The organism is Luteolibacter sp. Y139 (assembly GCF_038066715.1).
Taxonomy (GTDB): domain Bacteria; phylum Verrucomicrobiota; class Verrucomicrobiia; order Verrucomicrobiales; family Akkermansiaceae; genus Haloferula; species Haloferula soli.
Genome location: NZ_JBBUKT010000017.1, coordinates 33,160 through 50,875, shown reverse-complemented (window position 1 = coordinate 50,875; position 17,716 = coordinate 33,160). Strand labels below are relative to the sequence as shown.

Sequence of the window (17,716 nt, the reverse complement as noted above, 5' to 3'; positions counted from 1 at the left end):
GCTAGTTCGCGAGTTCGACGCGGAGGCGGATGAAGCGCCGCGCCGCGCCAGTGGTCGCGATCCGGTATTGGCGGCGCTCACAGCCGGAGGGGACACCGCTTTGAGACACGCCGGCAGTCGTGGGGCTGACGATGGTGATCAAGCCCGGAGTGCTGAAGTTGGCGAGATGGGTGACCGCTTCTCCGATCACGCTCAAGTGAGGATCATCCACGCGCACGATCGCGGTGAGCACGAGATCGCCGGAGTCGGTCGTCAGGACCGGGGAGACGCTGCTGGCCTGCGGACTGGATGCTCCGCCGACGCCATAGGCGAGGATCAGATCATCGGTGGGTGTCGCACCTCCACTCCAGCTGGCAAAGGTAGTGCCTGCGCTGTTGAAGGTGAGCACCAGCGTCTTCACGTCCACGCCACCGTCGTTGCCGGCGAGGATGTCGACCTCGTGAACTCCGGCTTCGGTGGGAGTGCCGGAGATGACGCCGGTCGAGCCATTCAGCGAGAGGCCATCAGGCAGTGACTCGGTCTCGAAGAAGGTCGGGCTCTGGCTGGCGGTGATGGTGTAGCTGAAGGGGGTGCCGACTTGGCCGGAGGCGGCGAGCGTGCTGGTGATGACCGGTGGTGGAGGGAGCTGCCAATCGAGGCGGAAGTCGTCGATGGCGAGGCCGTGGTCCGTACTGGCGTGGTCGATATCGCGCCAGCGGAAGGTGATCCATTCACCAGGGGCGAGCTGGAGGTTCACGTTGGATGACAGGTGGACCGAGTTGGCAGCGGCATTGCCATCCAGGGCGGTGCCGGCTCCTGAATTGATGGGCGAGGTGAAGGTGAGGGCACTGAGTGAAGTCCAGCCGGTGTCGCTGGTGGGAGTCAGGCTCGTGACTGCCGTTGAGCCTTTCTGGTAGGAGAAGGTGATGGCCTGGGCGGCGCCGGCGCCACCGTTTCGCCACTGTTCGCCGGTGTAGGCGAGCGTGGTTAGCGTGACGGTGGAACTGGTCCCATTCCGGAAGGTGACGCCCCAGGCGAAGCTGCCGGCTGCGGCATTGGCGGATCCGAGAGAACCCAGGGCGCGGTCGGCGGCCGAGGTGCCATAGCTGTAGAGAGCGCCCGCCGTGCCCGAGCCGCTATTCGCGACGATGGTGGTGCCATTGCCGGAGCGCTGGGCATACCAGCTTTCGATGGTTTGGTTGTCCGTCCATGTGGGCGAACCGGTGTCGGGCAGTGAATTGAAGTTCTGCTCGTAGTGTCCGGGACCGGTGATGAGCGTGGAGGACGAGCCACCTCCCGATGGCGGATCCACATTCACGATGGTCACCGCGGTCAGGCCGGTATCGTAGCCTGCGGCCTCTGCTTTCACGGAAACCGACTTGTCGCTGTCGAACACTCCATCGATGAGCGCGTTTGCCGTGAAGCCGATGGAAGTGAGGCCGGTGGGAATCGTGACCGAAGGTGGAATGGAGAGCTCGGTATTGGTGGCATCACCGATCTTTGAAAGCGTCACGATGACGGGTGAGCCAACCGCAGCGGGAATGCTCACGGTGCCGGAGCCAGTGGCTCCTTCGTTCAAGGACGGAGGCGTCATGGTGATGGTGAGCACCGGCGATACGGGCGCCGAGCCGAAGACCTGGGCGACCATTTCAGGGTGATCGATGAAGGGGTTCCGGTTGTGCTGGAACTGGGTGTAGATGAGATGATTTCTGCGGCGCTCCGTTTCGCTGACGGGGTCTGCCTGATTCCACGTGATGAGGGTGGCGAGATTGCCGAAAACGCCGTTGTTCACGTTCGCGATGTTGGCGAGCTCCAGATCAACCGTGCCGGTGTCGCGGCCATCGTAGCGGACGGCCATGTAGAAGATGGCGCGTGCGAGGTCGCCCTTTTCCGAAGGGCGCGGCGTCCAGATTTCGCCTTGGGTTCCATCGGGATCGTAGAGGCACTCCGGGCAATTCGGTGGAGCGGTGGAGCCGGGATTGGCTTGATCGTAGATCCGGTTGCCACGCGATGCGTTCACCGAGCGGCGGCAGGAGCGGAGATTGAAGAGGTCGGAGGTATCGGGGCCGGTGTCCTCGACGCCGAAGGACTTCGGCCAGCAGTGCTCGCGTTCCCATGAGGCGCTGGTGCCGGTGTTGCCGTCGCCATTGGTGTCGGACTTCGGCCAGCTCGCGCCGCTGTAGACCAGGATGACGTTCGAGCTGTTGTTCGGATCCTCGTCGAGGACCTTGAGCGCGTCCCACACATCGGTGCCGGAACCGGTGTAGGGGATCACCGTGTGGGAGCGGATGATTTGATTCAGCTCCGACTTCAGTGCCGTGCCGGTCAGGCCGGTTGTGGAGGAGTAGTAGCCGGCAGGGGGATTATAGGCGGGATCCTGTGAGAGGGCGATTCCGGTCAGCCAGACAAGGAGGAGGCCGATGAAGCGAAGGCGGTGCGGGAGGCTGGATAGCGACACGATGCGGCGAGGTTCGAAGATTCGAGAACCCGCTCCCCGCATCGGGGGCCCAAGGACGTGCTTGGGGGAGAAACGGCAATGGCTGAGGTCGCGTTCCTGACGACGGGGGCCGCCCTGAAACGAGACCGGTGGACCATGCAGGTCCGGCACGCGAGAAGCAAGGCGCGCGCCAGTCCCGGGCGTGACAAATCACTCACGCTCATGGTGTTCGGGTGAATACCGGATGCCTGCAAGGAGGCGAATCCGCATCACGCCATCAGGTCCTTCACCACGTGGCCATGGACATCCGTGAGGCGGAAGTGGCGGCCGGCGTAGAAGTAGGTGAGGCGCTCATGATCGATGCCGAGGCAGTGGAGCATGGTGGCCTGCAGGTCGTGGACGTGGACGGGCTTGTCGACGACCTGGTAGCCGAGGTCATCGGTCTCTCCGTAGCTGAGGCCGGGCTTGATGCCGCCACCGGCCATCCAGACGGTGAAGGCGGAGGGGTGGTGGTCGCGGCCGAGGGCGCGACCTAGAGTAGGATTGGTCTCGACCATCGGGGTGCGGCCGAATTCACCACCCCAGACGACGAGGGTTTCGTCTAACAGGCCGCGTTGCTTGAGATCGGTGACGAGGGCGGCGCTGGCCTGGTCGGTGGCCTTGCACATGCTGCCGTGATTGCCCGCGAGGTCGGAGTGGGCGTCCCAGCCCTCGTGGTAGATATTGATGAAGCGCACGCCGCGCTCGACCATGCGGCGTGCGAGCAGGCAGGCGCGTGCGTAGGATGGCTTCTTGATGTCATCGATGCCGTAGAGCTTCAGCGTGGCCTCGCTCTCGCCGGAGAGATCGGTGAGTTCCGGGGCGCTGTGTTGGAGACGGAAAGCCATCTCGTGCGCGGCGATGCGGGTGGAGATCTCGGGATCACTGACGCTGGCGAGTTGCAGGCGATTGAGCTGTGAGACGACGTCGATGGTGTCGCGCTGGAGCTTGTCATCCACGCCGCGGGGGCTGGCGGTATTGAGGATCGGGTCGCCGGAATTGCGAAAGCGCACGCCCGAGTAGACGGTGGGCAGGAAGCCGCTGGACCAATTCGCCGCGCCACCGCTGACACCTGCGCCGGTGCTGAGGACGACGAAGGCGGGCAGGTTGTTGTTCATCGAGCCGAGGCCGTAGGTGACCCATGAGCCGATGCTGGGGCGGCCGGGCTGGAGGAAGCCGGTATTGAAGAAGATCTGCGCGGGGGCGTGGTTGAATTGGTCGGTCTTGACCGATTTCACGAAGCAGAGGTCATCGGCGATCTTCGCGGTGTAGGGGAGCAGCTCGCTGATCCATGCGCCGCTCTGGCCGTGCTGGGCGAACTTGAAGCGCGATGACATGACCGCGGCATCCGGGCGGATGAAGGCGAGGCGCTGGCCGCTGGTGACGGAGGGCGGGAGGGGCTTGCCATCGAGCTTCGCGAGCTCTGGCTTCGGGTCGAAGAGATCGAGCTGGGATGGCGCGCCGGCCATGAAGAGGTGGATCACCGACTTGGCCTTGCCGGGGTAGTTCGCGCCGATGGGTGAGGTGGCTGCAGTGGTGGCGGCTGCGGCGCTTTGGAAGAGTGCGTCGCCTAACAGCGAGGCGAGGCCGATCTTGCCGACGCCGAGGCCGCATTCCCTGAGGAACCAACGGCGGCTGACGTCATTGCCCGGGAGATGCTGTCTCGCGAAGAGGGAATTGTGGCAGTTCATCGGATCAGTTCCGGGTGATGGTTTCGTCGAGATTGAGGAGGATGCGGGCGGTCATCATCCATGCGGCTTCGTCGTCGGTGGAGCCGGCGGGCATGAGTTCGGCGGTCTTCAGTTCGCCTTTCTTCAAGCGTTCGACTTGGCCGTTGTAGAAGGTGACGAGCATGTCCGTCTCGCTGGCCTCGGGCGGGCGGGTGAGGCAGCGCTCGAAGATGTAGGTGACCTTGTCCGCATGCGTGCCCTGGAGTGCGGCGACTTTCTTGCCGAGCACTTGGGCGGCTTCGTAGAAGACCTCGTCATTGAGGAGCACCAGTGACTGTAGCGGGCTATTCGCCATTTCGCGGCGGGCGATGCAGGCTTCGCCGGTGGGGGCGTCGAAGGTGATGGAGGTGGCGAAGGGAGCCGAGCGCTTCGCGAAGGTGTAGAGCGCGCGGCGGTAGCGATCCTCGCCCTGGCTGACGTCCCAGGACATGCCGCCGTAGGCGCCTTCGGTGACGCTATTCGGCTGGGGTGGCCGGACGGAGGGGCCATACATCTTGTGAGAAAGCAGGTCGGCGGAGCTGAGGACGATGTCCCGCACCATCTCAGCCTCCACCCGGGTGCGCGGGCCGCGGGCGAGCAGGCGGTTCTGTGGGTCCTTTTCTAACAGCTCGGGTGTGACCTTGGAGCTTTGCTTGTAAGTCGCGCTGGTGACGATCTGGCGGTGGAGCCGTTTCATGGACCAGCCGTTTTCCATGAAGTCCACGGCGAGCCAATCGAGCAGCTCCTGATTGCTAGGCATCTCTCCCTGGAAGCCGAAGTCCTCGAGGGTCTTCACGAGACCGATGCCGAAGAATGCCTGCCACTGGCGATTCACGGTGACGCGCGCGGTGAGCGGATGGCCCCGGGAGACCAGCCAGCGGGCGAAGCCGAGGCGGTTCTTCGGCTCCTTCGGGTCCATAGGTGGGAGGAAGGCGGGCACGTTCGGCGAGACGGGTTCCGCGGGCTGGGTGAACTCGCCGCGATTGTGGCGGAAGGTCTTGCGCGGGTGCTGTGGATCGCGCTCGGCCATCGCGAGGGTGGAGGTGGTGGAGAGCGGCTTCAGCAGCTCGCGGATGGCGTTGGTTTCGTTTGTCAGCTCCGGTGCATTGAGCAGGAACTGGCGGAAGAGCTCGGGGCGTGCGGCATCGATCTTGCGCTTGTCGCCGGTGACGAGGACTTCTTCCAGATCGTGGGGGAGGACTTGGGAGGGCGCCTTGGCTGGTTCATCGGTGGCGGAGAGGCGGAACTTGCCGAGGGTGGCGGCGTAGTGGCGGCCCATCCGCAACTCCACGGTGAGTTCGCGGGCACGGGGCAGGGGCTCGGCGAGATTGAAGACGGCCTGGCAATTCTCGCCGAAGCGGCCGGCGGGTCCCCAGCCGGTGAGGTCGTCTTCATCGATGGCGAGCTGTGGATTGCTGCTGTTGCTCGCGCTGGCGGAGGCGATCTTCAGCTCCTGGCCGTCGGCTTTCACGATGATGCGGTAGAGCAGGAAATCACCGCTCGGGCCTTCATAGTAGGTCTTGCCGGGGCCGTAGGCGGGCTGCCGCTTGTCGGCGAGCGCTTCCAACCGGATGGAGGAAGCACCGGCTGGGAAATCCTTAAAGGTGAGGACGAAACGGTCGTCCTTGGTGGTGTCGCCGGAGACGAAGACGGACTTGTCCTTTTCCAGCGTGAGGATGGGTTCATTCGAATCCATCTTCACGGGCTCCAGCACTGTCCACGGCACGGTGGCGTCACGGGTGCGATCCAGCCATGCGTCATAGGCGAGTCTAACAGCGTCCTTGTTTTCGGGCTTCTTGTCATCCGGTCCGCTGACCGAGATCCTAGGCCGACCGATGGTGTGGGAGCTGCCGTAGTCCTGCACCAGCTTCACCATGAAGTGAGGGGTGCGATGGGTATCGACGGGGGTCTTGAAGGTGAAGGTGGCATCCTTGTCCGTCTTGAGAGGCACGCCGTCTTTCTGAACTGCCCAGCCGGTCTCGCGTTTGCCATCGATGGCGGCGGACACGGGGTAACCGGGTTGTTCGACGGCGGCGCTTGCGCTGGCGAGTTCGACGCGCTGCCATTCGGCATTCGGTCGATTCGGGCGGGTGTAGACTTCGATTTCGCTCAGCACGAAATTCCCGTGGCCAGTCCTTCCGGGCCCACCGGAAACAATACCGGCATCCGCCAGGGCATCCAAGCGGATGCGATCGATCGTGCCGCCCTTCGCATCGAAGCAGAGCGTGTAGGTGTCCTTGGCAGCGCCGGGTGTGGAGAAGAGGGCGGATTGATCGGGAAGGATCTTCGCCACTTCACCGGACTCGCTGGTGACGGAGGTGAGCGTGGGAGCGGGTGGGGGAGGTGATGGCCACTTTTCCGGAAGCGCGGCGATGAGGTCAGCGACTTCGCGGTCCCGCTTTGACTGCCGCTCGGCCAAGGTGGGGTCCGGCAAGTCGTAGCGGATCTCCTCCGTGTTATCCATGAAGGCCATCAGCTGGAAATACTCCCGGTGCAGGATGGGGTCGTATTTGTGCGTGTGACACTGCGCGCAGCCCACGGTCATGCCGAGCCAGGTGATGCCGGTGGTGGCCACGCGGTCGGTCATCGCGTGATAGCGGAACTCGAGTGGGTCGATGCCGCCTTCTTCATTGAGCATCGTATTCCGGTGAAAGCCGGTGGCGACGATGTCGTCAGGAGTAGCCCCGGGCAGCATGTCACCGGCGAGTTGCCGGATCGTGAACTGATCGAAGGGCATGTCGTCATTGAGCGAGCGGATCACCCAATCGCGCCATGGCCAGATGCTGCGTTCGCGGTCCTTCTCGTAGCCATTGGTGTCGGCGTAGCGGGCGAGGTCCATCCAGCGGCGTGCCCAGCGTTCGCCATAGGCAGGGGAGGCGAGCAGGCGATCGACGAGTTTGTCGTAGGCATCGGGCGCGGTGTCGTTGACGAAGGCGTGCGTTTCCTCCGGCGATGGCGGCAGGCCGGTGAGGTCGAGCGAGACGCGGCGGATGAGCTGGTATTTGCCAGCTTCCGGAGAGGGCTTGAGGTGCTCGGCTGTTAGACGCTTCTGCACCAGCTGATCGATTGCTGGTTTGGTGTCGCCGGCTGGAAGGGTGACTTTGACCGGTGGGACGAAGGCCCAGTGATCCTTGTATTCCGCACCTTGGGCGATCCATTGACGCAGGATCTCGCGCTCGCTTTCCGGCATTTCCATCTTCGCGCTCGCGGGCGGCATGATGTCCTCCGGATCGGTGGAGTGGAGGCGCTTCACGAGTTCGCTTTCGTCCGGCTTGTGGGGGACGATCGTGGTCTTGCCGGATTCGCCGGCGCCGAGCGCGGCTTCCTTGAGATCGAGGCGGAGCTTGCCCTTGCGCGCGCCTTCATCGGGGCCGTGGCATTTGAAGCAGCGATTCGAGAGAATGGGGCGGACGTCCTTGCTAAAGTCGACCGTGGCAGGTTCCGCACTCAGGAGAGTGGGAAGCGCGAGAATGGAAAACGAGCAGATCGGCAGCAGGACTCTCAAGGCGGAAAGGAAACGGGTTCGGATCGTGGGCGTCGGGAATACCCAAGGGAGCAAAAATGCCTTTCATACGCGAGCCTTTAGCCGGGTCGGAAGAGGCGAACTCCCCGAATGAGAGCGGCAGCGAGGTCGCTTAAAAGAGAGCGTGAGGTCCGGAGAATCCGAGGGAATCAAGGCGCAGATTGCTCCCGAAAATCGATGGTTGCAGAAGGAAAGGCCACGACGGGAGCGGCGCTGGCATCAGCATTTGCACGCGGTTTGTCGGGCAAATCTACAGGGCGGGTTTGGCGATCGGAAATCCTCTCGGCGAGGCCCGCGGCGTAAGCCGGATGCAGGCACTTTGCGCGGTGGTGGTGAAGGAGAAACCTGCACCTCCAATTATTCATAGGTGAGCCCGACGACCCTCACAAATTCACCGTGTTGCCCGCCAGGACCGCCTTCAAGGCACCCGTGCTCACGAGCACCTGATAGGCCGACGCCGCGAAGGAGCTGAGGTTCTCCAGTCGCCGCTTGTCCTCGGCATCGAAGTGCCGGTCCTTCTCGTGAATGACTGCCCAGATCGTTCCGACGGGCTTCCCGTCCGAGTGGAACGGAATCAGGAGAACCTCTTCCAGCGGAGGAGAGATCGACTGGAGGTAGGTGAAGTGGCGCTCGGGGTGGATGAAAAGCACCGGAGCGTCGCGCTCCAAGACCGTGCCGCAAGGACCGAAGTCAGCAGGTGTTCCGCCCCCGATGTAGGAAGCCAGTCCGCCCACCACCGCAGGCCAGAAAAACCTGCCTTTCTCTTCATCGAGAAGGCTGATGCCGGATGAATCCGCATGGGTGTTTTCGAGGACTTCCGTGATCAGCTTGTCGAAGAAGGTCTTGGGTGCCTTTGCCACATCGTGAACCATCTCCAGCAGCGCTTGGGTCTCGCCATCAAGATCAGGTGCGCGATTCGGCCGCTGCTTGAGGCGCCCGGTCGCGATCACCGATTCCAGGTCGCAGGGGGATTCCGTGTTCATGGTTCTGGGAGTAAGAGACTTGTTACCCGATGCCGTTGGGAGGGGAAGCATGGAGTGGGTAATGTGGTGGTGTTCGGATGAATGGGGTGGGAGGTGGTGTTGCGGAGCCTTTCAAATTCGTTTGCAACTTGTTTGTCGCGAACCGCGGCTTGAGGGGGGAAGGAATCCACGGGGAGTTTTCGTAGCAATCACTCTGAATCACCTGCCAATGGCCCTCTTTCCCATGTCCACGCTTCCACACACTTCCGCGGCTTTTCTCACGATCATCCGGCATCACTCCCGTGTGGCATTGGCGATGCCTTCGCTCTGCGGATTGCTTGCATTGGGAGGGATCGCGTCCGCTCAGGAAGCAACGCGGACGGCGGGGCCGACGGAGTCCGGCTTTCTCTTGCCGAATGGCTGGCATCTCACGCCGGTGGGAAAGCACTTCGAGACCACGGACATGCCGCTCAATGTGACTCCGCTCAGGGATGGCAAGCGGGTGCTGATCGCGACCAGCGGATACAACCGGCACTTCCTCTACCTGGTGGACATCAGCGGCGAGCAACCGGTGCAGCTCGCGAGGACGGGCAGTCGGCAGAGTTGGTTCGGCCTCGGGATGGATGAAGCCGCGGGGAAGGTCTGGTGGTCGGGCGGCGGCTTCGGAAGGCTGCACAGCTTCGACCTGAAGGACGGGCGTTTCACTCGCACGAGCCCGCCCGAGCCCACACCTGCCCAGGAAAGGGCGGCAGTCAGGGCGAAACCGGAAACCAAACCCGCGCCGGAACCAGCGGCTCCCGCCAAGCCCGATGAGAAGAAGGCGGGCGACGCGCCGCCGGTGGATGAGAAAGCATTCCGCTCCGGCGTGGCGCTCGATGAATCCCGCGGCCTGCTTTATTCGCTGGATGTGAATCTAGGACGGTTGGAAGCGATCTCCTTGAAGGAGGATGACCAGGGCAAGGCGGGGGAATCGAAGGTGCTGGAAGTCGGTGGGAGGCCCTATGACGTGGTGGTCGGTCCGAAGCAGATTTTCGTAAGCGATTGGGCAGGGGACAAGGTGCTGGTGATCGATCCTGTTGCCTTTCAGGTCGTGAACAAGATTTCAGTGGGAGATCACCCGAATCAGATGGCGCTTCACAAGGATGGCCGGCTCTTCGTTGCCTGCTCGGCGAGTAATACGGTGAGCGTCGTAGATACCAAGCGAGGCCATGTGATCGAGACCATCCACACGGCGCTCTTTCCGAAAGCGCCGGAGGGCAGCACGCCGGCATCGCTGGCGCTGGCGCCGGATGGTGACACGCTCTACGTGGCGAATGCGGATAACAACTGCATCGCGGTGATCGATGTGGAGGAGCCGCGGCAATCGGGTGTGAAGGGCTTCATTCCGACTGGCTGGTATCCCTCGGCGGTGGCGGTTTCGCCGGATGGGAAGAAGCTGCTGATCGGCGTGGGGAAGGGGCTGCGTTCGCATGCGAATCCCATTCGGGATAAGGCGCCCGAAGAGGACGAGGATAAGGAGGAAGGAAGCCCCAAGAGAGGCCGGGGGGCATGGAGTTTCCCTTACATCGGCACGCTGATGAGCGGCGCCCTTACCGTGCTGCCGGTGCCGGATGAGGCGACGCTCAAGGACTACACGGCGAAGGTCTATCAGAACTGTCCCTATTCCGACGAGCAGCTGACCGCGGCTCCGCATCCGGTGAAGACGGCGATTCCGACCCGCGTCGGAGATCCGAGCCCGATCAAGAACATCATCTATATCATCAAGGAGAACCGCACCTACGATCAGGTCTTCGGCGACCTCGCTGCCGGACCCAATCCGAAGGGCAATGGGGATCCCGCGCTGTGCATGTTCCCGCGGCAGGTCACACCGAACCATCACAAGCTCGCCGAGGAATTCGTGCTGGTGGACAATCTCTACTGCAACGGCCAGGTGAGCCGCGATGGGCATCCGTGGAGCACGATGGCCTATGCGACCGACTATATTTCACGCGATTGGCACCTCACCTACTCGAAGCGCGAGGGCGTGGAGGATGATGATGAGGGTGAGCTTCAGAATGCGCCGTCAGGTTACATTTGGGATGCCTGCGGTCGCGCCGGTCTGACCTACCGCGCCTATGGCGAATACGGCAAGCGGGTCAGCGATGGAAATGGCGCCACGAAGATGGAGGGCCGTGTGCCCGGCCTGATCGGCCACATTTGCGCGGAGTACGGGATTCCGAAAGTGGCAGGCAAGAAGGACCGTGACACCGACAAGGCCGAGGTCTTCCTGGCGGAATACGACAAGTTCGCACAGGAGGGGACGATGCCGCGCATGATTGTCATGAGCCTGGGAGAAGACCACACGACCGGGACCACGGTGGGAACTTTTACTCCGAAAGCCTGTGTCGCCTCGAATGACCTAGCACTCGGGAGGATCGTGGATCACATCTCGCGCGGCCCGCTTTGGAAAGAGACGGCGATCTTCGTGATCGAGGACGATGCTCAGAACGGTCCGGATCATGTCGATGCCCAGCGCACCGTGGGCCTGGTGATTTCGCCGTATACGAAGCGCAAGGTGGTGGACAGCACGCTCTACTCGACCGTGAGCATGATCCGCACGATGGAGCTGATCCTGGGGCTGGAGCCGCTGAGCCAATACGACGCCGCGGCGCGGCCGATGTTCAATAGCTTCACCGATGTCGCGGATCTCACGCCCTACACGCACGAGGCCGCGCAGTTCGATGTGGAGGAGAAGAACACCGAGCTCTCCTACGGCTCGGACCGCTCGAACAAGATGGACTTCAGCGAATATGATCGGGTGGATGACTTCGAACTGAACGAGATCCTCTGGCACGCCACGATGGGGAAGGATGCGCCCACTCCTCCGGCGGTGCGGCAGGCGATTGCGTTCCGGTCGGCTCCGGTGGGGAAGTAGACGGAGACTTCTTTTTGGGGTAACCCGAAACGGTAGGGAAAGCGGCGATGGAGCGGCCGGAGGAGAGCCGTATTGCGGTGATTCACGGTCTCCGATAAGCTATTTCCAAACCCACCGGCTCAATCATGCATTTCTCGCGCTCTTGCGGCTTCCTTGCCATGCTGGCTGGCTATTTGTTGGCGGCCATTTTCCCCATGGCGGTCGCTCAGGAAGAGCCAAAGTCCTGGGTCGATCCGGATACTGGGCACAAGGTGATCCAGCTTACGAAGGAGCCGGGTTCGGCGAGCCTTTACTTCAATGAGAACGGCTACACGCCGGACGGGAAGCGGATGATCTACACGACGCCGGGCGGGATCTCCCTTCTGGATCTCACGACCTTCGCTGCCAAACAGGTGGTCCAAGGGGATGTGCGCGCCATTGCTGTCGGCAGGAAAACCCCGACGGTCTTCTACGTGAAGCGCGGGGAGAACGCGCTCTACTCGACCCAGATGGATACCGGTGAAACGCGCAAGATCGGCGATCTCCCGAAGCGCGGACGGATCGCGACGATCAATGCGGATGAGACGCTGGCCGCGGGGACCTATGTCGAGGGCGAGGGAAAGGATTACAATGAGCCTCGTCCGGGAGTAGCTGCGGCAGGTCAGCAGGGACATTCGCTCGAGGTGCCTCCGAACAAGGGCGAGATGATGGAGGAGCGGCTGGCGGCCAAATTACCGATGGCGATGTTCACGATGGATCTCCGGACGGGTGAATCGCGGCCGATTCTTCACAGCACCGATTGGCTGAATCATCTGCTCTTCTCACCGACGGATCCTGCAGCGCTGATGTATTGTCACGAAGGTCCGTGGCAGAAGGTCGACCGGATCTGGACGATTCGTGCCGATGGCAGCGGGAATACGCTGGTGCACAAGCGAACGATGGCGATGGAGATCGCCGGACACGAGTTCTGGAGCGCGGACGGGAAGACGATCTGGTATGACCTGCAAGTGCCCAAAGGGCAGGTGTTCTACGTGGCTGGTTACCAGGTCGAAACCGGGGAGCGGACCTGGTATCACCTTGATCGGAACGAGTGGTCCATCCACTTCAATACGAGTCGTGACGGGAGCCTGTTCTGCGGCGATGGAGGGGATTCAGGCCAGGTGGCCAAGGCACCGGATGGTCGCTGGATTTACCTTTTCCGGCCGGAGATGATTCACTCCTCCGGAGCGGAGTCGGCGGGGCTTGTCAGGCCCGGCGTGTTCCGGGCGGAGAAGCTGGTGAACATGTCGAAGCACGACTACAAGCTAGAGCCGAATGTGAGCTTCACGCCGGACGGGAAGATGATCGTGTTCCGTTCCAATATGCTGGGGGACATCCACGTCTATGGGGTGAAGCTGGAGTAGCCTTAGCCATCTGCGCCGAGCTTAATGCGATTTTGATCCGTACAGCCTGACGACGACTTCGGCGACGCGCCTACCGAGACATGTGGCGGTCAGGCGGTCTTCGGCATTCGGGGTTTCGGTCGGAGGTTCGAAGAGGGCTTGGCCTGCGGCGCCGGTGAAGAAGCCCAGGCGATTGATGCCGTGGCCGGAGACGGGAGATTCAGCGACGCCCACCCAGATCATGCCATGCTGGAGGGAAAAGGTGGCGCAGGTCGCGAGCATGTTGCCCTTGTCCCCGGCGGGAAGGCCGGAGACGGTGAATGCAGCGCCAACCTTATCGACCCACCGGCGGTGGAGGTAGCGTTCGCTGGTGGTATCCATGAAGGATTTCAACTGCGAGGAGACGCAGCCCATGAAGGTGGGCGAGCCGATGATGATGGCGTGCGACGCATCGAGATCGGCGAGGATTGCTTCATTGAGCCAGCGTCCTTCGTGAATGTCCGAGCCCAAGATCCGGTGCTCATGCACGATGACGCCTTCGACGGCGGATGCACCGAGCGCGACCGCCTTTCCCATGGCCGCCGTGTGGCCATTGGGCGAATGGGTGACGATGGAAACAATGAGCGGAGCATCATTTGAAGACGGCGCTAACAGTGGGGATGTCAGGGTTGCATTCATGAGGGTTGGAGATCGTTCTTGAAATGGTGGCAAGCGAGATGGAATCCCATGGAATGATAGAGCCGGTGAGCTGGATGAAGCGTGAAGCCGCTATCGAGTTGGACGTTGTTGCAGCCTGTCTCGCGGGCATGAGCGATGATCCATGACAGCAACGCCGCGGCCTGTCCTTTCTTTCGATGGCTGGCGGCAGTCACGAGATCGTCGACGTAGAGGAATTTTCCCCAGATCAGGAATTCCGTGATGCGATAGCCTGCCACCGAGGTGATCGCGCCACCTTCGCGGACTGCGACGAGGCGGTAGCCATGCTGCTCCTGTCGGCGGACCTGAGGGAGGAACTCATCGAAGTTCAGGTGTGGCCGCAGTTCTGAAATCGTAGCGAAGCAGGCCGTGATCTCAGCATCGGTGACGGGGTGGTGGATTTCCATGGGAATGCGATGATCGGATGATGGAATCATGATTCCGTGCTCCGCTCCTTCCGGGCCACGATGGCGAGAAGGAGCGCGGCCGAGGCGGCAGAGAAGACGGAGTAGTCAAGCGGTGGCTTTGCTCCGAGGGAGATCGTCATTACCAAGCCGAAGGTGAGTAGCAGCAATCCTGCGAGGACAGCCGCATACGGGGTAAGGCGCGGAACGAGTAGCCCGATACCCAGCAGGATCTCGGCTGCGGTGGCGACCGCGGCCAGCGCTCCCTGAAGGGAACCGGGCGCGAAGAAATTCAGCGAAGCGGAGTAGGCAACGAAGTTTTCCCAATTTCCCCAAGCGACTCCTTTCGCTCCCGGTGCACCCCACAGACCGAAGCGATCCGCCGAAGCGGAAAGGAATCCCGCGGCAAGGGCGACCCTTGCGAACCAAAGGACGATGGGGACAATACGAGATGGGATTTTCAGGGGAGCAACGTTCATAGAGATCACCTCGGACGTCAGGAATGTGTAAGTAAAATGGCCCAGCTTGAAGAGCCACTATGGCTATTTCGATTGTACCACTTTAAGGTGCCTTCGAGATGGCCCGCTTTCCCTTTCAGAGTGATTTCCCGCTTGGTCCCCGCCTTGCCGAAGAAACGCTGGTGTCGTGGATCTGCAGGGAATTCCGGAGGGGCATTTCCACAGGCCGGCTATTGCCGGGATCGCGCATTCCGCCGAGCAGGGTGTTTGCCGAGCAGCATGGGATGGCGCGAGGGACGATCTTGGAGGCCTTTGATCAATTGATCTCCGAGGGCTATCTGACTACTCGCCGTGGGTCGGGAACAACGGTGAGCCCGGAGCTACCCGATCCGGCGAGAGAGCGTTCTCCGGTATCGGCCGAGAAATCGCGGGAAACATCACGACCCGGGCTTTCACATCGCGCAAAGCGACTGCGGCACCTTCCCGTCTCACCGTTTCCACTGGATTTCTCGGATGCCAGGCCGAAGGCATTCCGAGCCAATCAGCCGAGCGTTGCGCATTTCCCCATTGATGAATGGAGTCGGCTGAGCTCGAGGCGCCTGCGCAGGGCATCCGCGGAGATGCTTATCGGTGGCGACGTGCTCGGCTATCCGCCGTTGCGGGATGCGCTAGCCGCTCATCTGGGCAGTACCCGCGGCATCCATTGCACGGCGGACCGGATCATGATCGTTTCGGGCACACAGCAGGCATTGGATCTGGTGGTGCGGATCGTATTGGATCCGGGAGATAAAGCTTGGATCGAGGATCCCGGTTATCCGGGAGCAGGGACGGTGATGGAGTCGTGGGGAGTCAAGGTGATCCCTGTGGACGTCGATGCACGGGGCCTGCGAGTGGAGAAGGGTCTACGCGCGGCGGGTGATGCTCGACTCGCCTATGTGACGCCGGCACACCAGTTTCCGCTGGGCGTGGTGATGGCGCCGGAGCGGAGGCAGCAGCTGCTCCAGTGGGCTCGTGAGAGTGGCGCGTGGATCTTCGAAGATGACTATGACAGCGAGTTCCGCTTTTCCGGAAGGCCGATCGCGGCGCTGCAAAGCCTGACGCCGGATGACAACGTGATCTTCTCCGGAAGCTTCAGCAAGATGCTGTTCCCCTCGCTAAGGATGGGCTTCGTGGTGTTGCCGGATCGATTGGTGGAACCGATGCGGCAGCTCCGCTCGCTGGTGGATCGTCACGGCCCGACGCTGAACCAGGCGGTGCTTTGCGACTTCATTGCGGAAGGGCATTTTTCACGCCATCTGCGCCGCATGCGGCAGATTTACGCCCAGCATCATGAAGCATTGCTCGAATCCGCAGCAGCGAATCTAGCAGATCTGCTCGATGTGGTGCCGACCGAGACGGGTTTGCAGACGATTGGTTGGTTGGCAAACGGGCAACAAGACCGGGACATCGCGCGTCTGGCGGCTGCGGCAGGGATCGACGTGACGCCCTTGTCGAACTATGCGTTCAAGTGGCGAAAGAGAAATGGGCTGCAGCTCGGCTTCGGATCGATCGCTCCGAAGGAATTGCGACTGGCAACGGCGAAGCTGGCGCGGGTGCTGAAGAAGAATCTCTAACAAAAAGAGTGTGTGGGTCAGCGAGTGTCCTGCTCAAATGCTCCTGCTTGAGGCTGACTCTTCGTCCGAAGTGGTTAGATGCCGGTCTTCTTCCCGTGCAGAAAGCCCGAAGAATGGAAGTTGCTTGATTTGACTAGCTGCCACAGATATCCGGGCAGTCTTCATCCACATGAAGCCTCCCTCCAGGCTCTGGTGTCTAACCAGTCTTCTTCTATCAGGTGTCGCCGTGCTGCATGCTGGCGAGCGTCTCACCGTGGATGGCTATGCCGTCCCGACGAGCGGCGGGCTTTTGATCTCGGTGAGGGCTACTTCCAGTCCGGCTTACGCTATACCCACGGCTCCCTTGGACCGCTACTTCGTGCCGCCCGGGCATGTGCGCTGGGAAGTCGAACTCACCGGCGCGAGGAATACGGAGGGGGTGCCGCAGGCGACGGCGTTGCGGAGTGTGCCGGACGACTACTTCTGGCCCTCTGGAGAGGAGTTCTCGTCAGCCCGCTTTGCCGGACGCAGCAATAGGATGAACCCTTTCGAAAACCCGCTCGATCCTCTGGGCGTGGCTCCTGGCGCTCCGCCGGACTACGATCAGGATGGCGTGCCGGATCACCTTGACGCGTTTCCAAGCGACCCTGGCGAGTCCGTGGATACGGATGGCGATGGGGTGGGGAACAATGCCGATCCCGATGATGACAATGACGGAATCCCGGATGCGTGGGAGATTTCGAGAAGTCTAAATCCTTTGGCCTCCAATGCGAGACTCGACTCGGATCTCGATGGCTTCACCGACTTGGAAGAATACGAAGCTGACACCAATCCGCTCAGCGGAGGTTCCCGGTTGAAAGTGAACCCGAGCATTCCCAGCCCGGGCATGGTCCGGCTGAGCTGGACCGCCATGCCGGGGCGCAGCTATTCGCTCTGGAGGCTGCCCGCGCTGTCGCTGCAGCCGGTAATCGTGGCGCAGGATATCACTGGCGGGCCCGGTAATGGTCCGGTGACCCTCTCCCGTGACTTCCCCGCGAGCTCTTCCCGCGACTTTTATTTCCTGAAGGCCTCGATCGCTCCCACTCCCTAACCTCACACTTGGACCCATCATGAAAACACTTCTTCTTCTCGTCGCCGGCCTCGTGCTGGCGCTCTGCCCGGCGCAGGCCGCGGATAGCATCCACGTCATCATCAAGGGCAAGAAGCAAGGCGTCATCAAGGGCGAGCTCAGCGATGAATCGATCGAAGCGCTTGCCTACCAGCATGAGATCGTCTCGCCGCGTGACCCTGCGACGGGGCAATCGACCGGCCGCCGCCAGCACAAGCCGCTGACCATCGTGAAGTCGATCGATAAGTCGACACCGGGTATCTACAGCATGATCTCGACCAACGAGATCTGTGACGTGACGCTGAAGTTTTATCGGAAGGATCCGAAGGACGGCACTACCAAGAACTACTACACCATCATTCTGAAGAACGCATCCGTCTCCAACGTCCGCGGCTGGAAGCCGAATGTTCGTGATCTCTCCGCGGACCGCGCTGGAGATTTGGAGGAGGTTTCCTTCACCTATCAGTCGATTGAAGCGACCTATGAGGGTGGCTTCTCGTATCAGGACGATTGGGGCACAGGGGTTTGAAGATC

At 61.8% G+C, this 17,716-nt stretch carries 12 protein-coding genes; 5 read left to right on the top strand and 7 right to left on the bottom strand.

The window, feature by feature from the left end; genetic code table 11:
* Window position 1 precedes the first annotated feature (1 nt).
* From WKV53_RS27275 to WKV53_RS27260, 4 genes are all read right to left on the bottom strand, one after another.
* Complete coding sequence (locus tag WKV53_RS27275; protein WP_341408016.1) at window positions 2–2,437, bottom strand: endonuclease; 2,436 nt, start codon at window positions 2,435–2,437, stop codon at window positions 2–4.
* 248 nt (window positions 2,438–2,685) lie between these two features.
* The gene (locus WKV53_RS27270) at window positions 2,686–4,146 is read right to left on the bottom strand and encodes a DUF1501 domain-containing protein (RefSeq protein WP_341408015.1); all 1,461 of its coding nucleotides are present in this window, start codon (window positions 4,144–4,146) and stop codon (window positions 2,686–2,688) included.
* A gap of 4 nt (window positions 4,147–4,150) precedes the next feature.
* Window positions 4,151–7,669, bottom strand: a complete 3,519-nt coding sequence (locus tag WKV53_RS27265) for a PSD1 and planctomycete cytochrome C domain-containing protein (protein ID WP_341408014.1) — start codon at window positions 7,667–7,669, stop codon at window positions 4,151–4,153.
* Between the two features lie 401 nt (window positions 7,670–8,070).
* Window positions 8,071–8,670, bottom strand: coding sequence for a GAF domain-containing protein (locus WKV53_RS27260; RefSeq protein ID WP_341408013.1), 600 nt, complete (start codon window positions 8,668–8,670; stop codon window positions 8,071–8,073).
* Between the two features lie 223 nt (window positions 8,671–8,893).
* Here WKV53_RS27260 and WKV53_RS27255 point away from each other — a divergent pair, with 223 nt between their 5' ends.
* Window positions 8,894–11,563 (top strand): bifunctional YncE family protein/alkaline phosphatase family protein, encoded by a 2,670-nt coding sequence (locus WKV53_RS27255; RefSeq protein ID WP_341408012.1) that lies wholly within the window; start codon window positions 8,894–8,896, stop codon window positions 11,561–11,563.
* 125 nt (window positions 11,564–11,688) lie between these two features.
* Window positions 11,689–12,945, top strand: coding sequence for an oligogalacturonate lyase family protein (locus WKV53_RS27250; RefSeq protein ID WP_341408011.1), 1,257 nt, complete (start codon window positions 11,689–11,691; stop codon window positions 12,943–12,945).
* 21 nt (window positions 12,946–12,966) lie between these two features.
* Here WKV53_RS27250 and WKV53_RS27245 read toward each other — a convergent pair whose 3' ends face one another.
* Genes WKV53_RS27245 through WKV53_RS27235 form a run of 3 tightly spaced genes read right to left on the bottom strand, consistent with a single transcriptional unit; the run spans window position 12,967 to window position 14,503 of the window.
* The gene (locus tag WKV53_RS27245) at window positions 12,967–13,602 is read right to left on the bottom strand and encodes a flavodoxin family protein (RefSeq protein WP_341408010.1); all 636 of its coding nucleotides are present in this window, start codon (window positions 13,600–13,602) and stop codon (window positions 12,967–12,969) included.
* A complete protein-coding gene (locus tag WKV53_RS27240; protein ID WP_341408009.1) occupies window positions 13,599–14,027 on the bottom strand; it encodes a GNAT family N-acetyltransferase in 429 nt (142 codons plus the stop codon). Before WKV53_RS27240 ends, WKV53_RS27245 begins: the two co-directional genes overlap by 4 nt.
* Window positions 14,028–14,053: 26 nt before the next feature.
* Window positions 14,054–14,503 carry a hypothetical protein gene (locus tag WKV53_RS27235; RefSeq protein ID WP_341408008.1) on the bottom strand — a complete coding sequence of 150 codons (450 nt, stop codon included), beginning with the start codon at window positions 14,501–14,503 and terminating at the stop codon, window positions 14,054–14,056.
* 98 nt (window positions 14,504–14,601) lie between these two features.
* On the opposite strand from WKV53_RS27235, the gene pdxR reads away from it, so the two are divergent.
* From pdxR to tssD, 3 genes are all read left to right on the top strand, one after another.
* Window positions 14,602–16,095, top strand: a complete 1,494-nt coding sequence (gene pdxR / locus WKV53_RS27230; RefSeq protein ID WP_341408007.1) for a MocR-like pyridoxine biosynthesis transcription factor PdxR — start codon at window positions 14,602–14,604, stop codon at window positions 16,093–16,095.
* A gap of 169 nt (window positions 16,096–16,264) precedes the next feature.
* Window positions 16,265–17,164, top strand: a complete 900-nt coding sequence (locus tag WKV53_RS27225) for a hypothetical protein (protein ID WP_341408006.1) — start codon at window positions 16,265–16,267, stop codon at window positions 17,162–17,164.
* A 19-nt stretch (window positions 17,165–17,183) separates the two neighbouring features.
* The gene (tssD, locus tag WKV53_RS27220) at window positions 17,184–17,711 is read left to right on the top strand and encodes a type VI secretion system tube protein TssD (RefSeq protein WP_341408005.1); all 528 of its coding nucleotides are present in this window, start codon (window positions 17,184–17,186) and stop codon (window positions 17,709–17,711) included.
* The last annotated feature ends 5 nt before the right edge of the window (window positions 17,712–17,716 follow it).